The sequence below is a fragment of the Arthrobacter sp. 10N44_2 genome, from assembly GCF_056394385.1.
The window spans coordinates 1-17,447 of sequence record NZ_JBFTHT010000009.1 but is presented as its reverse complement, the minus strand read 5'-3'; the positions used below and the strand labels follow the sequence as shown (position 1 = coordinate 17,447).

The following is a 17,447-nucleotide window of genomic DNA, read 5'->3' as shown; positions in this document are numbered from 1 at the left end:
GGTTGCCGGTCCGGTGTCTGCGCCCGCCCGGTGCTGTTGTCACTCAGGCTTCGCTGGCGACCACGAGGTAGCCGGCTTCGGCGATTGCCTCGCCGATTTCGGAGGAGGACAGTGCTTCGTTGGAGGTGATCGTGACGGTGGAGATGCCGCCGGCGTTGAGGTCGACGTCGATCTTTTCGACGCCGGAGAGCGCCTCAAGTTCTTCGCTGACAGAGGACACGCAGTGGCCGCAGGTCATGCCGGAAACGTTGACGGTGGTGGAAACGGGGGCCATGGGGTGCTCCTTGTCGCTGGGCCGGGTGTGGTTCCCCGGCCCGGTGGTGTGGTGGGTGGTACGGGTACTAGCGGAGCAGGCGTCCGATGGCATCGGTGGCCTCCTTGACTTTGACATCGATGGCCTCCGCCCGAAGCTCCGGGTCTGGCTCGGCGGCGGCGCCGACAACACAGTGGCCGATGTGCTCTTCGACGAGCCCGAGGCTCACGGCATGCAGGGCCTTGGTGACGGCGGCGACCTGGGTGAGGATGTCGATGCAGTATTTGTCCTCGTCAACCATCCGGGCGATGCCGCGGACCTGCCCTTCGATCCGCTTGAGACGGCGAAGGTAGGCGTCCTTGTTGGACGTGTAGCCGTGTTCATGGGGCGGGGCGTCAAGGGGAATAGTGTCCAGACGCGCCGTGCCGGGGACTTCTGACTCGCTCATGCCCTCAACATATACCCCCTAGGGGTATGTTTCAAGCCCGCGGCCCGGCCGGCGCAGCATGTGGAATGTTGCGCAAAACAAAGAGCTCCGGAGTGCGTTATTGGGGGATACGCACTCCGGAGCAGCTTTGGGGTAGGCCGTTCCTCCGGCCTACAGATCGAGCTTACTCGCCGGTAGTGGGGTAACACCAGCGCTCTGAATAAGTACTTTCGCTTTATTTTCTTACTGCCGGAGCGACGCCCGGAACGATCAGGATCGGTCGTTCCTGATGGTGGCTGAGCCATGCCGCCACGGAGCCGTTCAGCGCGGCGGAGATGCGGTGGCCGATGCCGCGTTCGGGGGTCCCCACCACGATCATGGATGCGTTGGTGTCCGCGGCCAGCCTGCCGATCGCCCGGGCGGGATCCCCGGCCAGGGTGCGCAGCGTCCAGTCGATTCCCAGGGGAACGCAGAGTGCCTCAACAACGGAACGCAGCTCCTGGGCGGTGGCCCGAATCCGGGTGTCGTCCGCGTCCGGGTGCAGGGACAGTCGGTGCGCGGACCGCGCCGGGTCCCACTCCACGAGGTAGCTGGCCTCGTCCACGTAGGCGCAGATCAAGGGCGCGGCGAGGGACTTCGCGAGGGATGCCGCCGTCTGCAGCACTTCCGGATACTGTCCCGGAACCACACCCACCACGAGGGGCGCCGGGCCGTGGGCGGAGTCGTCAGGCATACTTCATTCTGGCGCCGGGGTGCGGCCCTGAACAGGGGCTTACTTCCCGTCTGCCGGCCCGGGAGGGTGCGGGCGCCGTTTGCCGCGGCCTCCCTTGAACAGCCCGGGGGTGGGGCCTACGGTTGAAGAACACAGGAGGAGGTGGCCGCCGTGGAGATCTACATGTGGTGGTTGGATCTGGATTTGGCGAGCAAGGAATGGCTTCGGGAAAACCTGCGGACCATTGAACTGCCCGAGGCCGTGCAGCGGGGAATCGCGGATGCCGGCGGGCCCGGTCCGGCTGAGCCGTCCGCCGCCGGCGTGGCCGTATTGACGGCCGCGGACTGGGACTTCATCGAGACGCAGTCGGAGTTCGTCGACTGAAAGATGCCACCGGCGCGGCAGGGCATGCCGGCGGGCGCCGGGAGAAAACCGTTGCGGCCTTCCGGCGGGGATGGTTGCATGGACCCCATGGCTACTGCAGAGAGTTACGTCCTGGCGATCGGGACCAAGAAAGGCCTTTGGCTGGCGACCAGCCAGGACCGGAAGGACTGGTCGCTGTCCGGCCCGCATTTTCTGATGAGTGAGGTGCCCAGCATCGCCATCGATACCCGCGATGACAGGACCCGGATCCTGGTGGGGGTCCGCTCCGAGCACTGGGGCCCCACGGTTTTCCACTCAGATGATCTCGGCGGATCCTGGACCGAACCCGAAAACGGCGCCATCACGTTCCCCGACGGCACCGACGCCGCCCTGGAACGGATCTGGCAGATCTATCCCGACGCCGACTCCCGCCCGGGCGTCGTGTGGGCGGGCTGCGAACCGATCTCGGTCTGGAAATCCACCGACGGCGGCGAGCACTTTGAGCTCAACCGCGGCCTCTGGGACCATCCGCACCGCAGCGAATGGGGCGCAGGCTATGGCGGCGCTGCGGCGCACTCGATCGTCGTCGACCCCACGGGCGAGAAAGTCCACGTCGCCATGAGCACCGGAGGGGTCTACCGCTCGCTCGACGGCGGCACCTCCTGGGAGCCGCGCAACAAGGGAATTTCCGCGTACTTCATGCCGGATCCCAACCCGGAATTCGGCCAGTGCGTGCACAAGATCGCGGCCGACGCCGCCGTCGACGGCCGCCTGTACGCGCAAAACCATCACGGCGTGTACCGCAGCGACGACGGCGCCGAATCGTGGGAGTCGATCGCCGAAGGGCTGCCGGCGGACTTCGGTTTTGTGATGCTGACGCATCCGCGCCGGGCCGGTACCGCCTGGGTGGTCCCGCTGAAGGCTGACGGCGAACGTATCCCGCCGGACGGGAAGCTGGCCGTACACCGGACCGATGACGCCGGCGCCAACTGGAAACGGCTCGATGCCGGGCTGCCGGAAGCCGAGTACAACGCCGTGCTCCGTGATGCTGCCAGCGTCGACAGCGCGGAGCCTGCGGGCGTCTACTTCGGGACGCGCGGCGGCAGTGTCTACGCCAGCGCTGACGAGGGAGAACACTTTACCGAGGTCGCCTCGCACCTGCCGGATGTGCTGTGCGTGCGGGCAGCCGTGGTCTCCACTGCCCTGCTTCCGGCGCAGGCGTGAAGGGGTAAAAAGCGCGTGAACAGCGGCGAGATCAGCGGCGACGCCATGCCGGCAGACTCGGCGATCAGCGTGGTCCTGCCCAGCGTCCTCCAACCGCTCGCCGGCGGGCAGTCCATCCTGACTGCGCCCGCCGAGGCAACGGTGACGGTGGAGTGGGTGCTGGATACGGTGACCGGGGGCTATCCGGCGCTGTCGCGGCGGTTGCGGGACGAGACCGGAAGTGTTCGCCGTTACGTGAATATATACGTCAACGGGAATGAAATCCGGCGGCTGCAGGGTCTGGTGACTGCCGTGGCGCCGGGCCAGGAAGTCCTCATCATCCAGTCGGTGGCCGGAGGCTGACGCCTCAGGCGACCCGCCAGACGCTGCATTCGTCGGCATTGATGGCCTTGCGCATGCCGGTGTGGCGGTCCATGATCCAGACGACGCCGATTCCGGGGGCCGTTTCCTGAACGCTGCCGCGGCGGATCACGACGTCATCGTAGTTCGGGCCCACCCGCAGGCGGGCCTCGATCTCGTCGCCGCGGTGCAGCTGGTCGAGCGCGCGGACGCGGGTTACATGGGCTTTCGCTTCCTTCAACATGGCGGGGCCTCCTGGACTGGAGTTGGTGCCTGCTCTTGCCGGCACTTCCAGTCTCCTGCGCCAATGTTGCGTCCGCGTTTCGGCACGGTAAGGGGCCGGTTAGATTTCGGGGGCGCAGCGGATACCGGCCACCATCAGGGCTGCGGGCGCCCTCAGGGGAGCTGGCGTTCGCCCGGGCGCTCGACCCGGAACCACCGGTACCCGTAGCGGTCCAGCGGGACTTCGAAGGCGCCGTCGTCGGAGAGCGGAATGTCCTCGCCGCCGAGCAGGTCCCGGAGCACGGCCCCGGCGTAGGACCGCCCCGCCGCGCCCTTCCCGTCCGGACCCTCCGGGGCGCCTTCCTCGCCTTCCGGCGGGACCACCGAGGCCGTCACAGACGCCGGTTCGGCGCCAAAATTGTGGGCGACCACCACTGTAGAGCCGTCCCACGTGCAGCGGTGCAGCAACACCGCCGGTGAGGCCTGCTTGATGAGGGCAAACCTGCCCCAGCCGAGCTCGGGACATTCCCGGTACCGCTGGATCAGTGTCGCGATGAAGTTCCACAGCGAATCGGGATCCCGTTTCGCGGCCGCGGCGTTGATGCGCGCGGGCCCGTACGGTCCGTCCACGGGCTGGGCGACGAGGTCCCCCGGCGGGGCGGTCGAGAAGCCGCCATTTTCGGTGTGGTCCCACTGCATGGGGGAGCGGACGGCCGAGCGGCCCTTCGCGCGCAGATCTTCGCCCATCCCGATCTCTTCGCCGTAGAAGAGCACCGGGGTGCCCGGCAGCGAGAACATCAGGGAGTACACCATGCGGATCCTGGCCGGGTCGCCGCCGAGCATGGTGGGCAGCCGCCGCCGCAGTCCGCGGCCGTACATCTGCATGTCGGGATCCGGACCGAAGGCCGCGAAGACCTCCTCGCGTTCGGCATCGCTGAGCTTGTCCAGGGTGAGTTCATCGTGGTTCCGGACGAACATGGCCCATTGGTTGTCGGGATTGACCTTCGGACGGCTGCCGAGCGTCCGGGCCAGCGGCCGGGCGTCCTGCCGGGCAAGTGACAGGTACATGTTCTGCATGGAGAGGAAATCAAACTGCATGTTCAGCTCGTTGCCGGCAGGGCCGCCGAAGTACTTCAGCTGCTCTTTGTATGGAAGGTTGACCTCGCCCAGCAGCACCGCGCTGCCATGGCGGCGGTTGAGGAAGCTGCGCAGGGCGCTCAGGTACTGGTGCGGGTCGATTTTCGCGGCTTCATCCTTGGGCTCGCCGACCAGCTCCAGGAAGAAGGGCACCGCGTCCAGCCGGAAGCCGTCCAGGCCCAGCTGCAGCCAGAATCCCATTGACTTCGCAATCTCGTCCCGCACCTTGGCATTCATCACGTTCAGGTCCGGCTGGTGTTTGGCGAACATGTGCAGATACCACTCACCGGTGGCCTTGTCCTGGGTCCAGATGGACGTTTCCTCGCCGGGAAACACCACCTGGTCCGAGGTGTCCGGCGGCGTGTCCTTCCGCCAGACGTAGTAGTCGCGGTAGGGGTTGTCCACGGACTTGCGCGCCTGGACGAACCACGGGTGCCGGTCGGAGGTGTGGTTGATGACGAAGTCCGCGATCACCCGGATGCCGCGGTCGTTGGCGGTGCGGATGAATTCCACCAGGTCCCCCAGGCTTCCGAGCCGGGGATCCACGCCGTACATGTCGGTGACGTCGTAGCCGTCGTCGCGGTCCGGGGAAGGGTAGAAGGGCATGAGCCAGATGCACGTGATGCCGAGAGCGGCAAGATAGTCCACCCGTTGGATCAGTCCGCCGAAATCTCCGGTGCCGTCGCCGTCGCCGTCGATGAACGTCTCCGGATCCAGGCAGTAAATCACCGCGTTCTTCCACCAGAGGTCCGAGGTCTCGGCGATTCTCACAGCGCACCGTCCGTTCCGGCCGGAGCCTGTCCCGCCGCCGGGCGGAGCTGGGGGAGGACGTGTTCGGCGAAGGAGTGGCTCTGCCGGGCCGACGACGGCTCAATATGGTCCGAGCACATGGCGGCATCGAAGCCTGCCTGCCCGGCCAGTTGAACGTCCTGCAGGAGGAGGCGGGGGCTGATCTGCTCATGCGAGGCGTGGAACCCGATGGTAGCCATCACCCATGTTTACCGCCGGGGCCGGACCGTGTCGAGGAGTCCCCAGTTGAGGAGCCCCTCGCGAGGAACCACTGCGTGGGGGTGGCGGTCCCGGGTCCGCGGCGCAAGAATGGGCGCTATGCACCTGCCGTTGATGCCTCCCATTGCGCCCATGCTGGCCAAAGCACTCCCGGCCCTGCCGTCGCCGGACGCCGGAACGGGCTGGCTCTTTGAGCCGAAATGGGACGGGTTCCGCTCCATCATCTTCCGTGACGGCGACGAGGTGGAGATCGGCAGCCGGAACGGCAAGCCGATGACGCGCTATTTCCCCGAGCTTGTCGAGGCGCTGAAGTCGGAGCTGCCGGAACGCTGCGTGGTGGACGGCGAGATCATCCTGGTGGCGGCCTCCGGGGACCGGCTGGACTTCGACGCGCTCCAGCAGCGCATCCATCCGGCCGCCAGCCGGGTGAAGCTGCTCGCGGAACAGACCCCGGCGCGCTTCGTGGCGTTCGACCTGCTGGCCCTCGGCGACGAGGATCTCACGGGCAAACCCTTCTCCGAGCGCCGCCGGCAGCTGGAGCGCGCACTGGCAGCCAGCGCGGCGCCGGTCCACCTCACAGCCGCGACCTCCGACCGGGACACGGCGCAGCGCTGGTTCCGGCAGTTCGAGGGCGCCGGACTGGACGGGATTGTGGCCAAGACGCTGGAGGGCAGCTACCAGCCGGACAAGCGCGCGATGGTCAAGGTCAAGCACGAACGGACGGCGGACTGCGTGCTCGCCGGATACCGCGTGCACACATCCGGTCCGGACCGGATCGGCTCGCTGCTCCTGGGGCTCTACGACGACGCCGGGGTGCTGGCGAACGTCGGCGTGGTGGGAGCTTTCCCGATGGCCCGGCGCGCGGAGCTGTTTGCCGAGCTGCAGGAGCTGGTCACCGGTTTTGACGACCACCCCTGGGCCTGGGCCCGGCAGGAGGAGGGGGCGCGCACTCCGCGGAAGGCCGAGGGAAGCCGGTGGAGCGGCGGCAAAGACCTGTCCTTCACCCCGCTGCGGCCCGAGCGCGTGGTGGAAGTGAAGTATGACCATATGGAGGGCGAACGGTTCCGGCACACAGCCCAGTTCCTGCGCTGGCGTCCGGACCGTGATCCGCGTTCCTGCACCTATGACCAGCTGGAGGAACCGGTGAAGTTCGATCTCGCCGCGGTACTGGGCGCCGCCCGCTAACCGGTTAGCCCGCTGACCCGCTCAACGCATCAACGACGGCGGCCCGCCCCCAAAGGGACGGGCCGCCGTCGTTGGTGCGGAAAAGCTGTGCGGAAGTGCGGTTGGGATCCGCTGCCGGTGCGGGGGCTACCGCTGGCCGAGCTGCTTGGTGGGGACCCGGAATGTTTCCTTGGCCGTCAGCGCCGCGACGGTGGCGATGAGGCAGATGATTGCGGTGAAGATGGAGATCTGGACCCAGCCGCCGGGCTGGATGCCGCCCATGGCCGCCACGATCGCCGGGGCGAAGCCGGCCATCAGGAAGCCCAGCTGGGTGCCGATTGCGAGGCCGGAGAAGCGGACGTTGGTGCTGAACATCTCGGCGTAGAAGGAGGGCCAGACCGCGTTGGCCGCAGCGTAGCCGAAGGAGAAGAACGCGATTGCCGCAAGGAACATCAGCGCGACGTTGCCGGATTCGAGGCTCAGCAGGAAGACCGGGGTCAGGGCTGCGCTGGACAGTGCGCCGTAGATGAAGACCGGCTTGCGGCCGATCTTGTCGGCGAGCATGCCGAAGAGCGGCTGGGTGCCCAGTGCCATGAAGTTGGCGCCGACGACGAGCCAGAGGGTGGTGGTGCCGTCCACGCCGGCGACGTTCTTGGCGTAGCTGATGGCCAGGGTGCCGAAGACGGTGGACACGGCGGCGATGAAGGCGCAGGCGATGACGCGGAGGACATCGCGCCAGTGGCTCTTGAGGAGGTCCGCGACGGGGAGCTTGGAGATCTGCTTGGTCTTCTGGGCCTCCTCGAACGCCGGCGGTTCGTGCAGGGTGCGGCGGATGAAGAACGCGATCAGCACAACCACGGCGCTGAGCCAGAACGGGATGCGCCAGCCGATCGTGTACTTGATGTCGTCAGGCAGGGCGAGGACCGGGATGAAGACGAGGGCGGCAAGGATCTGGCCGCCCTGGGTGCCGGTCAGGGTCCAGGAGGTGAAGAAGGAGCGGCGGTTGTCCGGGGCGTGCTCGAGCGTCATGGACGAGGCGCCGGCCTGCTCGCCGGCAGCGGAAAAGCCCTGGCAAAGACGCGCCAGCACCAGCAGGACAGGGGCCCACCAGCCGACCGTCTTGAAGTCCGGCAGGCAGCCGATGGCAAAGGTGGAAGCGCCCATCAGCAACAGCGTGAACATGAGGACCTTCCGGCGCCCTATCCTGTCACCGAAGTGGCCGAGGATAACGGCGCCGACCGGGCGGGCAATGTAGGCAAAGCCGAAGGTGGCGAACGACATGATCGCCGCGTTGGTGTCCGCATCGGGGAAGAAGACATGCGGGAAGATCAGCGCGGCTGCGGAACCGAAGATGAAGAAGTCGTAATACTCGACGGCGCTGCCCAGGAAGCTGGCAAGGGCCGCCTTCTTCGGCGTCCCTCCTGTGGTTATACCCGGCGTCGTGGACGGGACAGTGTGGCTCATGGTGTTCCTTTGGTGTGACGACGTTGTCGCGGATGGATCAGGAAGGTCTCGGCTGCCGCTTGCTTAAGTGTGGTGCAGCCGGAGGTCCGTGGAAAGACCCGGACTAGTAGCCACATGGTGGAAGCTACTTGTGCGATGTAGCAATCATGACTGTGAGCGCAGTCACTTGTCAACAAAAATAATCACCATCTAGAAATAGCTCTCACTATGTGGGAACATCGATGCATGAGTGTGAATCAAACCACAGATGTTCCCGCCGTTTCCGGGTATCCGGCGGAAGCCCCTTCGAAGCCTGCCAAGGCCGCCAGGGAGGACTCGCGGACGGACATGGTGGGCAAGGCCCTGGGCCTGCTGGTCCTCCTGGGCGACGAGCCGCGGGGCGCCAGCGCCGCGGAGATCTCCCGCCGCGCGGATCTGCCGTTCAGTACCACGTACCGCCTGCTCGGCTCCCTGACGCGGGACGGCTTCGTTGACTACGAGCCGGACGGCCGCCGGTACCACCTGGGACTGAGGGTCTTCCAGCTTGGCCAGCGCGTCTCCAACCACCACGGCTTCGCGGGTACGGCGCTGCCCATCCTGCGGCGCGTGACCGAGGAAACGGGTGAGGCGACCATCCTCTCCGTGCGGGACGGCATCCACCACCTGACGGTGAACAAGGTGGACGGCCCGCAGACCTTCCGGGTCACGAGCGACCCCGGGCATCTCGGGGCACTTCATACCACCTCGGTGGGCAAGGCGCTGGTGGCGTTCGCCGACGACGCCACCCGCGCCCAGCTCGTCGAGGAGCTGCCCCTGGAACCGCTGACGGCGCTCTCCATTACGGACCGCGAGGCTTTCCGGGCCGAAATCGAGCAGGTCCGGCGCCAGGGCTTCGCCACCATGGATGAGGAAAACGAACTCGGCATGCGCGCCGTCGCCGTCCCGGTTTTCAACGCCCAGGGGCACGCCTTCGCCTCGCTGGCCACCGCGGTCCCGGTCTTCCGCCTGAGCATGGAGGCCCTCGTGGCCCTCGTGCCGCTGCTGCAGGCGGCGGCCGCCGAGCTGTCGGCCCGGCTGCCCCAGCGGTGACGGCCGACCAGCCGGCTTCATGAAAGCGGGCGCCGAAATACGCCGGTGTCGTAATAATATGTTCGTCATTCGAACAACAGTGCAACATGTGAACAAAGTCTGTAATGTAATCCCTATCACCCGGCCCGCCGCGGACGCCGCAAGCGTCGCAGCCCGCCGAGTGCCGTTGTCAAAGGAGCAAACTGGATGAGCAATCGAGCAGAGTCCTTCCTCGTGGGCCTTGTGGGAGACGGCGTCATGCCCTCCCTCACGCCCTACATGCATGAACGCGAGGGCGACGTGCAGGGCCTCCGGTACCTCTACCGCCCCATCGACCTCACCGAACTCGGCCTGCCCGGCCGGGCCGTGGGGGAGTTGCTCTCCGGCGCCCGGAGCCTCGGGTTCAACGGATTGAACATCACGCACCCCTGCAAGCAGCTCGTGCTCGAGTACCTGGATGAGGTCTCCGCCGACGCCCGGCGCCTCGGCGCCGTGAACACCGTGGTGATCCGCGACGGCCGCTTCATTGGCCACAACACCGACTTCTCCGGCTTCGCCGCGGCGCTGGCCTCCGGGCTCCCCGGCGCCGCCCTGGATCGCGTGGTGCAGCTGGGAGCCGGCGGCGCCGGCTCCGCCGTCGCCTACGCCCTGCTCACCGGGGGGGTCCGCGAGCTGGACCTCGTGGACACCGACGCGGCCCGGTCCGCCGCCCGGGCGGCCGAGCTCGCCGGGTTCTTCCCGGACCGGACCGTCACCGCCCGGACGACGGCGGAGCTCCCGCAGCTCATGCCGCAGGCCGACGGCCTGGTGCACTGCACCCCGGTGGGCATGGCCGCCCATCCGGGGGTTCCGCTGGACATGTCCCTCGTGGAGTCCCGGCACTGGGTGGCCGACATCGTGTACCGGCCGATCGAAACCGAGCTCGTCCGCGAGGCGCGCGCCAAGGGCTGCGAGGTGCTCGACGGCGGCCGGATGGCCGTGGGCCAGGCGGCGGACGCCTTCCGGATCTTCACCGGGCGCCAGGCCGACGCCGACCGAATGCGCTCCCACTTCCTGGAACTTGTGGCCGCGGAAGAGGTGCCCGCCTGATGCGCACCGGGATCGCCACCGTCTGCCTCGCCGGCACCTTGCGGGAAAAAATGCAGGCCTGCGCGGTGGCCGGCTTCGACGGGATCGAGATCTTCGAACAGGACCTCGTGACGTCCCCGCTGAGCCCGGAGGACGTCCGGAAACTGGCCGCCGACCTCGGCCTGAACCTGGATCTCTACCAGCCCTTCCGGGACTTCGACAGCGTTCCCGAGGACCTGCTCGCCGCCAACCTGCGCCGCGCGGACGCCAAGTTCCGGCTCATGTCCCGCCTGGGCATGGACACCATGCTGCTGTGCTCCAACGTCGGCACCGCCACGATCGACGATGACGAGCTCCGCGCCGCACAGCTTTCCCGGCTCGCGGACCTCGCGGGTGACCACGGCGTCAAGGTCGCCTATGAGGCCCTGGCCTGGGGCAAGTACGTGAACGACTACGAGCACGCCCACCGGTTGGTTGGGATGGTGGACCACCCCAACCTGGGCACCTGCCTGGACTCCTTCCACATCCTCTCCCGGGACTGGGATACCGCGCCGATCGAGGCCTTCGACCCGGAGAAAATCTTCTTCGTCCAGGTCGCCGATGCCCCCAAGCTGTCCATGGACGTGCTGTCCTGGAGCCGGCACTACCGGGTGTTTCCAGGGGAGGGCCAGTTCGAACTCGCCAAGTTCATGGGCCACGTGGTCCGCGCGGGCTACACGGGACCGGTGTCGCTGGAAGTGTTCAACGACGTCTTCCGCCAGGCCGACGTCGAGCGCACCGCCGTCGACGCCATGCGGTCGCTGATCTGGCTCGAAGAGCAGAGCGCCGCCTGGCTCGAGGCAAACCCGGCGAATGCAGCAGGCGGGATGACCAGCGGGGCGGCCGGCCCGGTGTCCGGTGCCCGGCGCCGCTACCCCATGGAGCTGGCCACGCTTCCCCGCGTGGCCGAGCCCGCCGGCTTCAACTTCGCCGAGGTCCGGGCCGGTGACACCGTCGGACTGGAAACCCTGCTGGGCCAGCTGGGGTTTGCGTTCAACGGGCGGCATCGCACGAAGGATGTGCAATTGTGGACCATGGGCCACGCGCGCGTGATCATCAACGAAGAACCGGCAGCCATCGGCACGGCGACCGCTGCCGCCGGTACCGGCCAGCCGGCTCCCGCCGCCCCTGCCATCTCCGCCCTGGGCTTCGACGTCGACTCTCCCGTCATCGCCGCCGCCCGCGCCCAGCAGCTCAAGGCCCCCGCCGTGCCGCGCAAGAGCCAGGCCAACGAGGAAGTCTTCCAGGGCTTCGCCGCGCCGGACTCCACCGAAATCTTCCTCTGCCAGGGCAGCCCGGACGGCACCGTCGCGTGGACCGGGGAATTCGGCGACGGCCTGGACGTCGCCGCGGCGGACCCGGTAGAGCACCCGGGCGCGGTGATCGACCACGTGAACCTCGCGCAGTCGTGGCAGCACTTCGACGAGGCCGTGCTCTTCTACACCAGCGCCCTCGCACTGGAACCGCAGCCGTTCGCCGAGGTGGCCAGCCCCACCGGGCTGGTCCGGTCCCAGGTGATGCTGACGCAGGACCGGGGCGTCCGCCTGGTGCTGAACCTGGCCCCGCTGATCCAGCAGGAAGGGACTGCCGGCACCGGCCACCGCCCCGGCTACCAGGAGCACATCGCCTTCGCCGTGGATGACCTCGTAGCTACGGCCCGGTCCGCACGGGACCGCGGACTGGACTTCCTGCAGATCCCCGCGAACTACTACGAGGACCTCGACGCCCGGTTCGCTCTGGACCCGGAATTCCTGGCCACGCTCCGTGAGCTCAACCTGCTCTATGACCGCGACGCCGACGGCGAGTTCCTGCACTTCTACACCGCCACGGTGGGCAGCGTGTTCTTCGAAATGGTGGAGCGCCGCGGTGCCTACGACGGCTATGGCGCCCCGAACGCCCCGGTGCGGCACGCCGTCCAGTACGACCACCTGCACCAGCTGACCCGTACTTCCTGACCCCATCCGAACAACAAACACATCAACGAAAGGAGGCTGCTGTGCCTGAAGAAATCAACCTCGACGTCTTCAACGCCGACCCGATCACCGAGGACGTGTCCGACGAAGCCACGGAGGCCGCACCAAAGACGCATGCGCCCGCCGTCCATGCCTTGGATACTGCCGCGGAGTCGCAGGCGGACCTCAGCGCCGAGATGGAGGCGATCGGCGAAGCGTACGCGCAGGCCCTCAAAGGCGGAGCCCCGGCCGAAACCCAGCCGCGGCTCGACTACGCGCCGTACCGCAGCAGCGTCCTGCGCCACCCCACCAAGGATCTGCACCACGCGGATCCGGAAACCATCGAACTGTACTCGCCGGCGTTCGGGCACATGGACGTGCACGCGCTGGAAGCGGACCTGACCATCGCGCACAACGGCGAGCCGCTCGGCGAACGCATCGTGGTCTCCGGCCGGGTGCTCGACGGCGACGGACGCCCCGTCGCCGGCCAGCTTGTCGAAATCTGGCAGGCGAACTCCGCCGGCCGCTACATCCACAAGCGTGACCAGCACCCGGCACCGCTGGATCCCAACTTCACCGGCGTCGGCCGCTGCATCACGGGCGCGGACGGCTCCTACAGCTTCACCACCATCAAGCCCGGCGCCTACCCGTGGAAGAACCACCTCAATGCCTGGCGCCCGGCCCACATCCACTTCTCCTTGTTCGGGCAGGAGTTCACCCAGCGGATCGTCACCCAGATGTACTTCCCCGGTGACCAGCTGTTCCCGCTGGACCCGATCTACCAGTCGATCGTGGACCAGGATGCCCGCGACCGGCTCGTGGCCACCTACAACCACGAGCAGACCAAGCCTGAATGGGCTCTGGCGTACAACTGGGACATCGTCCTGACCGGGTCCAAGCGGACCTGGACCGAAAACGAGGCATTGGGCGCAGGAGGCGATGAGAATGAATAGCAACGCCGTGGGTAAACTCACCCCGACACCGGGCCAGACCGTGGGGCCGTTCTATGGCTACGCCCTGCCCTTCGCCAAGGACCGCGAGCTCCTGGCTCCCGGATCCCCGGGTTCCATCCGGCTCCAGGGCACCGTCTATGACGGCGCCGGGCACCCGATCCCGGACGCGATCCTGGAGATCTGGCAGGCCGACGCGGACGGCAAGGTCCCGCACCGCACGGGCTCCCTGGTCCGGGACGGCTACACCTTCACCGGCTTCGGCCGCAGCGCTGTCGGCAACACCGGCGCCTTCACCTTCACCACGGTGAACCCCGGCCCCACCGAGGAGGGCGCGGCGCCGTTCATCGCCGTCGCCGTCTTCGCCCGGGGCCTGATGAACCGCCTGTTCACCCGCGTCTACCTGCCGGAAGACGAGGAAGCCCTGGCCAAGGATCCGCTGCTCAGCTCGCTTGACCCGGACCGGCGCCGGACCCTGATCGCACGCCGGGATCCCGACGGCGGACTGAACTGGGACATCCGCCTCCAGGGCGAGGGCGAGACCGTGTTCCTGGATTTCAGCAGCGCCGAGGGTGCCTCCAAGTGACCTTCTTCGAAACCGACGGCGACGCCGGCCTGCTCAGTCCCGTGTCGGCGTCGCCGTTCGTGGCGGCGCTGACCGGGGACCGTGCGGTGCTCGCCGCCATCCTCAAGGTCGAGGCCGCCTGGGCGGCGGTCCTGGACGAGGCTGGCCTGGCCCCGGCCGGCTCCGCCGCGGTGGTGGCCGCCGCCGCGGACGTGCAGCGGTACGACGTCGCGGACCTCGCCGTCCGGGCCCAAGGCGGCGGCAACCCCGTCATCCCGCTGCTCGCCGACCTCCGGGAGCAGGTCAGGAACCTGGACACCGCCGGACTCGGTGCCGTCCGCGCCGTTCACACCTCGCTGACCAGCCAGGACGTGCTCGACTCTGCCCTGATGGTGCTGGCCGCCGGGGCCATCCGCGAACTGCTCGCGGAGCTCCGGTCGGCAACGGCCGCCCTCGCCGGCCTCGCCGAAACCCACGGGCACACGCTTTGTGTGGCCCGCAGCCTGACCCAGCACTCGCTTCCCTACACCTTCGGGCTGCGGGCCGCGCAATGGTTCAGCGGGCTGGCCGCCGCGGCCGGCCGGCTCGAGGCCCTCGAACTGCCGGTACAGACCGGCGGCGCCGCCGGGACCCTGGCTTCCGGCACTGTACTTATTGACGGCACTGTACTTATTGACGGCACTGTACTTATTGACGGCACTGTACTCACTGACGGCGCTGGGCCGGCCGCGGGGACGCTGTCCCCGTTTGACCTCGCCGACCGGCTGGCCGCCCGCCTGGGTCTCGCTCCCGTTCCTGCCCCCTGGCACAGCAACCGGCTGGCCGTGACCTCGCTCGGCGACGCGCTGGCGGCGGTGACCGACGCGGCCGGAAAGATGGCCGCAGACGTCCTGTTCCTGAGCCGGCCCGAAGTTGCCGAGATCGCGGAACCGCGCGTCGCGGGGCGCGGCGTGTCCTCGGCCATGCCGCAGAAGCAGAACCCCGTGCTCTCCGTGCTGATCCGCAGCGCCGCCCTGCAGGCCCCGGCACTGGCCGCACAGCTGCATCTCGCGGCCGCCAATTTCAACGACGAACGCCCCGACGGCGCCTGGCACAGCGAATGGGCGGCCCTGCGCCAGCTGCTGCGCCTGGCCCTCGGCGCCGCGGTGCAGCTGCGCGAACTGGCCGAAGGGATGGCGGTCTTCCCCGGAGCGATGCGCCGCAACCTCGAGCTCGGCGGCCCGCTGCTGCTTTCCGAAGCCGTCAACGCCGCCGTCGCACCGCTCTTGGACGGGACCGTTGTGGACGGGACCGGTGCCGGCCCGGGAGCCGCCCGGACCGGGAAACAGCGGCTGCAGGCCGTCGTGGACGAAACGCTCCTGGCCCCGGCTGCGGAGCAGGCGGACACCTACCGGGCACTGCTCCGCGCCGCTGTCCCGCAGGAGCTGCTCAGCGACGCCCGGCTTGAGGAACTTTTGAACCCGGCCAACTACCTCGGCCAGGCCGCTGAGGTCTCCCGCCGCATCCTCGCGGCGTATCCGGAATACACCGGCCAGGCCGGCGCCCTCGCCCACCAAATCCAGAACGGAGCTTCCCGTGGCTAGACCCACCGTCAAAGCAGTCCTGCTGTCGCCCCAGCGCGAACTCGGCGACAAGCCCCTCCTCATCGTCGGACCCTCGCTCGGAACATCCTCCCTGCTGTGGAGCCAGGCCGGCACGTTGCTGGGCGCCGACGTCGACGTCATCGCCTGGGACCTGCCGGGGCACGGCGTCTCGCCCGCGGCGGAGGAGACCTTCACGGTCGCCGACCTCGCGGATGCCGTAATCGGCCTGGTCGATTCGATCGCCCCGGGCGCGCGCTTCCACTACGCCGGGGTATCTCTCGGCGGCGCCACCGGACTGCAGCTTGGCATCAAGCACGGCGACCGGCTCAAGAGCCTCTCCGTGCAGTGTTCCGGCGCGAAGCTCGGCACTGCCGAGGGCTGGCTGGAACGCGCAGAAACCGTGCGCACGCAGGGCACCCCGGTGATGATCCAGGGTTCCGCGCAGCGCTGGTTCGCGCCGGGCTTCATGGAGAGCCAGCCGGAGCTCAGCAGCCGGCTCCTGCACAGCCTCAGGGACGCCGACCGCTTCAGCTACGCCTTCTGCTGCGAGGCCCTGGCCGGCTTCGACGTGCGGGACCAGCTCGGCACCATCCGCGTTCCCACCCAGGTTGTGGCGGGCGCCCTGGACGACGTCGCCCCGCCGTCGATGGCCGGGGAAGTCGCCGCGGGCATCACCTCCGGCGGCGGCACTGCCACGGCCGTCAGCCTGGAGGGCGTGGCACACCTGGCGCCGTTCGAGGCGCCGGGTCACGTCGCCGAGCTGCTCAAGGGCCTCATCACCTGGACCGAGTCCCAGGGAGCGGGAGCATGACTCTCTCCGAAGCCGGCAGTGCTGAACTCCTCGGGCCCGAACGCAACGGTGTGGTCCAGCCCGGCGCGACCAGCCAAGAGATCTACGACGGCGGCATGAAAGTCCGCCGCGAGGTCCTCGGCGCCGCGCACGTGGACCGCGCCAACGCCAACAAGGATTCCTTCACGGAGGACTTCCAGGACATGATCACCAGGATCGCCTGGGGCGGCATCTGGACCCGGCCCGGGATCAGCCGCCAGATGCGCTCAGCCGTCACCCTGACCGCCATGGTGGCCCACGGGCACTGGGAAGAACTGGCCATGCACATCCGCGCCGCCATCACCAACGGCCTGAGCCGGGACGAGATCAAGGAAATCCTGCTCCAGACCGCCATCTACTGCGGGGTCCCCTCCGCCAACACCGCGTTCAAGACCGCCCAGCAGGTCTTCCATTCCATGGACGACGCAGCCATGGACGAAGCAGAAACGGACAAGAACCCATGAATCAGGCATTTATCTATGACGCTGTGAGGACGCCGTTCGGGAAGTTCGGTTCCGGCCTCGCCGGGATCCGCCCGGATGATCTCGCCGCGCACGTGATCCGCGAATCCGTGAAGCGCGCCCCGGCCCTGGACGTGGAGCGGATCGATGAGGTGGTGTTCGGCAACGCGAACGGCGCCGGCGAGGAGAACCGCAACGTCGCCCGGATGGGCACCCTGCTGGCCGGGCTGCCCGTCTCGGTCCCGGGCACCACGGTCAACCGGCTCTGCGGGTCCTCCCTGGACGCGGCGATCATCGCCTCCCGCCAGATCAACACCGGCGACGCCGAGCTGATGCTGATCGGCGGCGCCGAATCGATGTCCCGGGCCCCGTGGGTGCTGCCCAAGACCGAGAAGCCCTACCCGGCCGGGGACCTGACCCTGGCCTCCACCACGCTGGGCTGGCGGCTGGTGAACCGGGCCATGCCGAAGGACTGGACCATCTCCCTGGGTGAGGCCACCGAACGGCTCCGGGAGAAGTACGGCGTGACCCGCGAGCAGCAGGACGAGTTCTCCGCCGACTCCCACAACCTCGCCGCCGCGGCCTGGGACGAGGGGTTCTACGACAACCTCGTCGTCCCGGTCCCGGGCACGGACCTGGT

19 protein-coding genes and 1 pseudogene are annotated in these 17,447 nt (G+C 68.2%); 13 read left to right on the top strand and 7 right to left on the bottom strand.

The features are described from left to right. Positions 1-43 precede the first annotated feature (43 nt). The 3 genes from AC1DBX_RS11355 to AC1DBX_RS11345 form a co-directional block, all read right to left on the bottom strand. Positions 44-274 (bottom strand): heavy-metal-associated domain-containing protein, encoded by a 231-nt coding sequence (locus AC1DBX_RS11355; protein ID WP_028277624.1) that lies wholly within the window; start codon positions 272-274, stop codon positions 44-46. Positions 275-341: 67 nt separating this feature from the next. After that, positions 342-701: a metal-sensitive transcriptional regulator gene (locus AC1DBX_RS11350; RefSeq protein WP_476931779.1), complete on the bottom strand. Its 360-nt coding sequence runs from the start codon at positions 699-701 to the stop codon at positions 342-344. Between the two features lie 214 nt (positions 702-915). Further along, positions 916-1,413: a universal stress protein gene (locus AC1DBX_RS11345; RefSeq protein WP_476931778.1), complete on the bottom strand. Its 498-nt coding sequence runs from the start codon at positions 1,411-1,413 to the stop codon at positions 916-918. Positions 1,414-1,563: 150 nt separating this feature from the next. On the opposite strand from AC1DBX_RS11345, the gene AC1DBX_RS11340 reads away from it, so the two are divergent. The 3 genes from AC1DBX_RS11340 to AC1DBX_RS11330 all read left to right on the top strand — a co-directional run bounded on the left by AC1DBX_RS11340 (position 1,564) and on the right by AC1DBX_RS11330 (position 3,321). After that, on the top strand, positions 1,564-1,776 hold the full coding sequence (locus AC1DBX_RS11340; protein ID WP_476931777.1) for a hypothetical protein: 213 nt from the start codon (positions 1,564-1,566) through the stop codon (positions 1,774-1,776). 78 nt (positions 1,777-1,854) lie between these two features. Continuing rightward, positions 1,855-2,979, top strand: a complete 1,125-nt coding sequence (locus tag AC1DBX_RS11335; RefSeq protein WP_223914911.1) for a WD40/YVTN/BNR-like repeat-containing protein — start codon at positions 1,855-1,857, stop codon at positions 2,977-2,979. A 45-nt stretch (positions 2,980-3,024) separates the two neighbouring features. Then, the gene (locus AC1DBX_RS11330; RefSeq protein ID WP_476931828.1) at positions 3,025-3,321 is read left to right on the top strand and encodes a MoaD/ThiS family protein; all 297 of its coding nucleotides are present in this window, start codon (positions 3,025-3,027) and stop codon (positions 3,319-3,321) included. A 4-nt stretch (positions 3,322-3,325) separates the two neighbouring features. Here the strand turns inward: AC1DBX_RS11330 and AC1DBX_RS11325 are convergent, their stop codons facing one another. The 3 genes and pseudogenes from AC1DBX_RS11325 to AC1DBX_RS11315 form a co-directional block, all read right to left on the bottom strand. After that, positions 3,326-3,562: a hypothetical protein gene (locus AC1DBX_RS11325; protein WP_018775353.1), complete on the bottom strand. Its 237-nt coding sequence runs from the start codon at positions 3,560-3,562 to the stop codon at positions 3,326-3,328. A 152-nt stretch (positions 3,563-3,714) separates the two neighbouring features. Next, complete coding sequence (locus tag AC1DBX_RS11320) at positions 3,715-5,448, bottom strand: alpha-amylase family protein (protein WP_476931776.1); 1,734 nt, start codon at positions 5,446-5,448, stop codon at positions 3,715-3,717. A 71-nt stretch (positions 5,449-5,519) separates the two neighbouring features. Then, a pseudogene (locus AC1DBX_RS11315) lies at positions 5,520-5,666 on the bottom strand (LLM class F420-dependent oxidoreductase); the annotation flags it as partial. 118 nt (positions 5,667-5,784) lie between these two features. Here AC1DBX_RS11315 and AC1DBX_RS11310 point away from each other — a divergent pair. Beyond that, a complete protein-coding gene (locus AC1DBX_RS11310; RefSeq protein ID WP_223914914.1) occupies positions 5,785-6,870 on the top strand; it encodes an ATP-dependent DNA ligase in 1,086 nt (361 codons plus the stop codon). Positions 6,871-6,996: 126 nt separating this feature from the next. Here AC1DBX_RS11310 and AC1DBX_RS11305 read toward each other — a convergent pair whose 3' ends face one another. Continuing rightward, on the bottom strand, positions 6,997-8,313 hold the full coding sequence (locus AC1DBX_RS11305; protein WP_230007574.1) for an MFS transporter: 1,317 nt from the start codon (positions 8,311-8,313) through the stop codon (positions 6,997-6,999). 225 nt (positions 8,314-8,538) lie between these two features. Between AC1DBX_RS11305 and AC1DBX_RS11300 the strand changes: the two genes are divergently transcribed. From AC1DBX_RS11300 to AC1DBX_RS11260, 9 genes are all read left to right on the top strand, one after another. Beyond that, the gene (locus tag AC1DBX_RS11300; RefSeq protein WP_476850668.1) at positions 8,539-9,381 is read left to right on the top strand and encodes an IclR family transcriptional regulator; all 843 of its coding nucleotides are present in this window, start codon (positions 8,539-8,541) and stop codon (positions 9,379-9,381) included. A gap of 186 nt (positions 9,382-9,567) precedes the next feature. After that, a complete protein-coding gene (locus AC1DBX_RS11295) occupies positions 9,568-10,449 on the top strand; it encodes a shikimate dehydrogenase (RefSeq protein WP_476931775.1) in 882 nt (293 codons plus the stop codon). Next, on the top strand, positions 10,449-12,422 hold the full coding sequence (locus tag AC1DBX_RS11290) for a bifunctional sugar phosphate isomerase/epimerase/4-hydroxyphenylpyruvate dioxygenase family protein (RefSeq protein ID WP_476931774.1): 1,974 nt from the start codon (positions 10,449-10,451) through the stop codon (positions 12,420-12,422). Before AC1DBX_RS11295 ends, AC1DBX_RS11290 begins: the two co-directional genes overlap by 1 nt. 41 nt (positions 12,423-12,463) lie before the next feature. Next, positions 12,464-13,372, top strand: coding sequence for a protocatechuate 3,4-dioxygenase subunit beta (gene pcaH / locus AC1DBX_RS11285; protein WP_476931773.1), 909 nt, complete (start codon positions 12,464-12,466; stop codon positions 13,370-13,372). Beyond that, positions 13,365-13,955: a protocatechuate 3,4-dioxygenase subunit alpha gene (gene pcaG, locus AC1DBX_RS11280; protein ID WP_476850666.1), complete on the top strand. Its 591-nt coding sequence runs from the start codon at positions 13,365-13,367 to the stop codon at positions 13,953-13,955. The genes pcaH and pcaG overlap by 8 nt, the downstream gene beginning before the upstream one ends. Beyond that, positions 13,952-15,517, top strand: coding sequence for a lyase family protein (locus tag AC1DBX_RS11275; protein WP_476931772.1), 1,566 nt, complete (start codon positions 13,952-13,954; stop codon positions 15,515-15,517). Before pcaG ends, AC1DBX_RS11275 begins: the two co-directional genes overlap by 4 nt. After that, entirely contained in the window at positions 15,510-16,328 is an 819-nt protein-coding gene (locus tag AC1DBX_RS11270) for an alpha/beta fold hydrolase (RefSeq protein ID WP_230007407.1), read from the top strand. The genes AC1DBX_RS11275 and AC1DBX_RS11270 overlap by 8 nt, the downstream gene beginning before the upstream one ends. After that, positions 16,325-16,810 (top strand): 4-carboxymuconolactone decarboxylase, encoded by a 486-nt coding sequence (gene pcaC / locus AC1DBX_RS11265; RefSeq protein ID WP_476850664.1) that lies wholly within the window; start codon positions 16,325-16,327, stop codon positions 16,808-16,810. The genes AC1DBX_RS11270 and pcaC overlap by 4 nt, the downstream gene beginning before the upstream one ends. Then, positions 16,807-17,447 (top strand): thiolase family protein (locus tag AC1DBX_RS11260; RefSeq protein ID WP_476931771.1); only part of this gene is annotated, 641 nt, incomplete at its 3' end. The genes pcaC and AC1DBX_RS11260, both read left to right, overlap by 4 nt.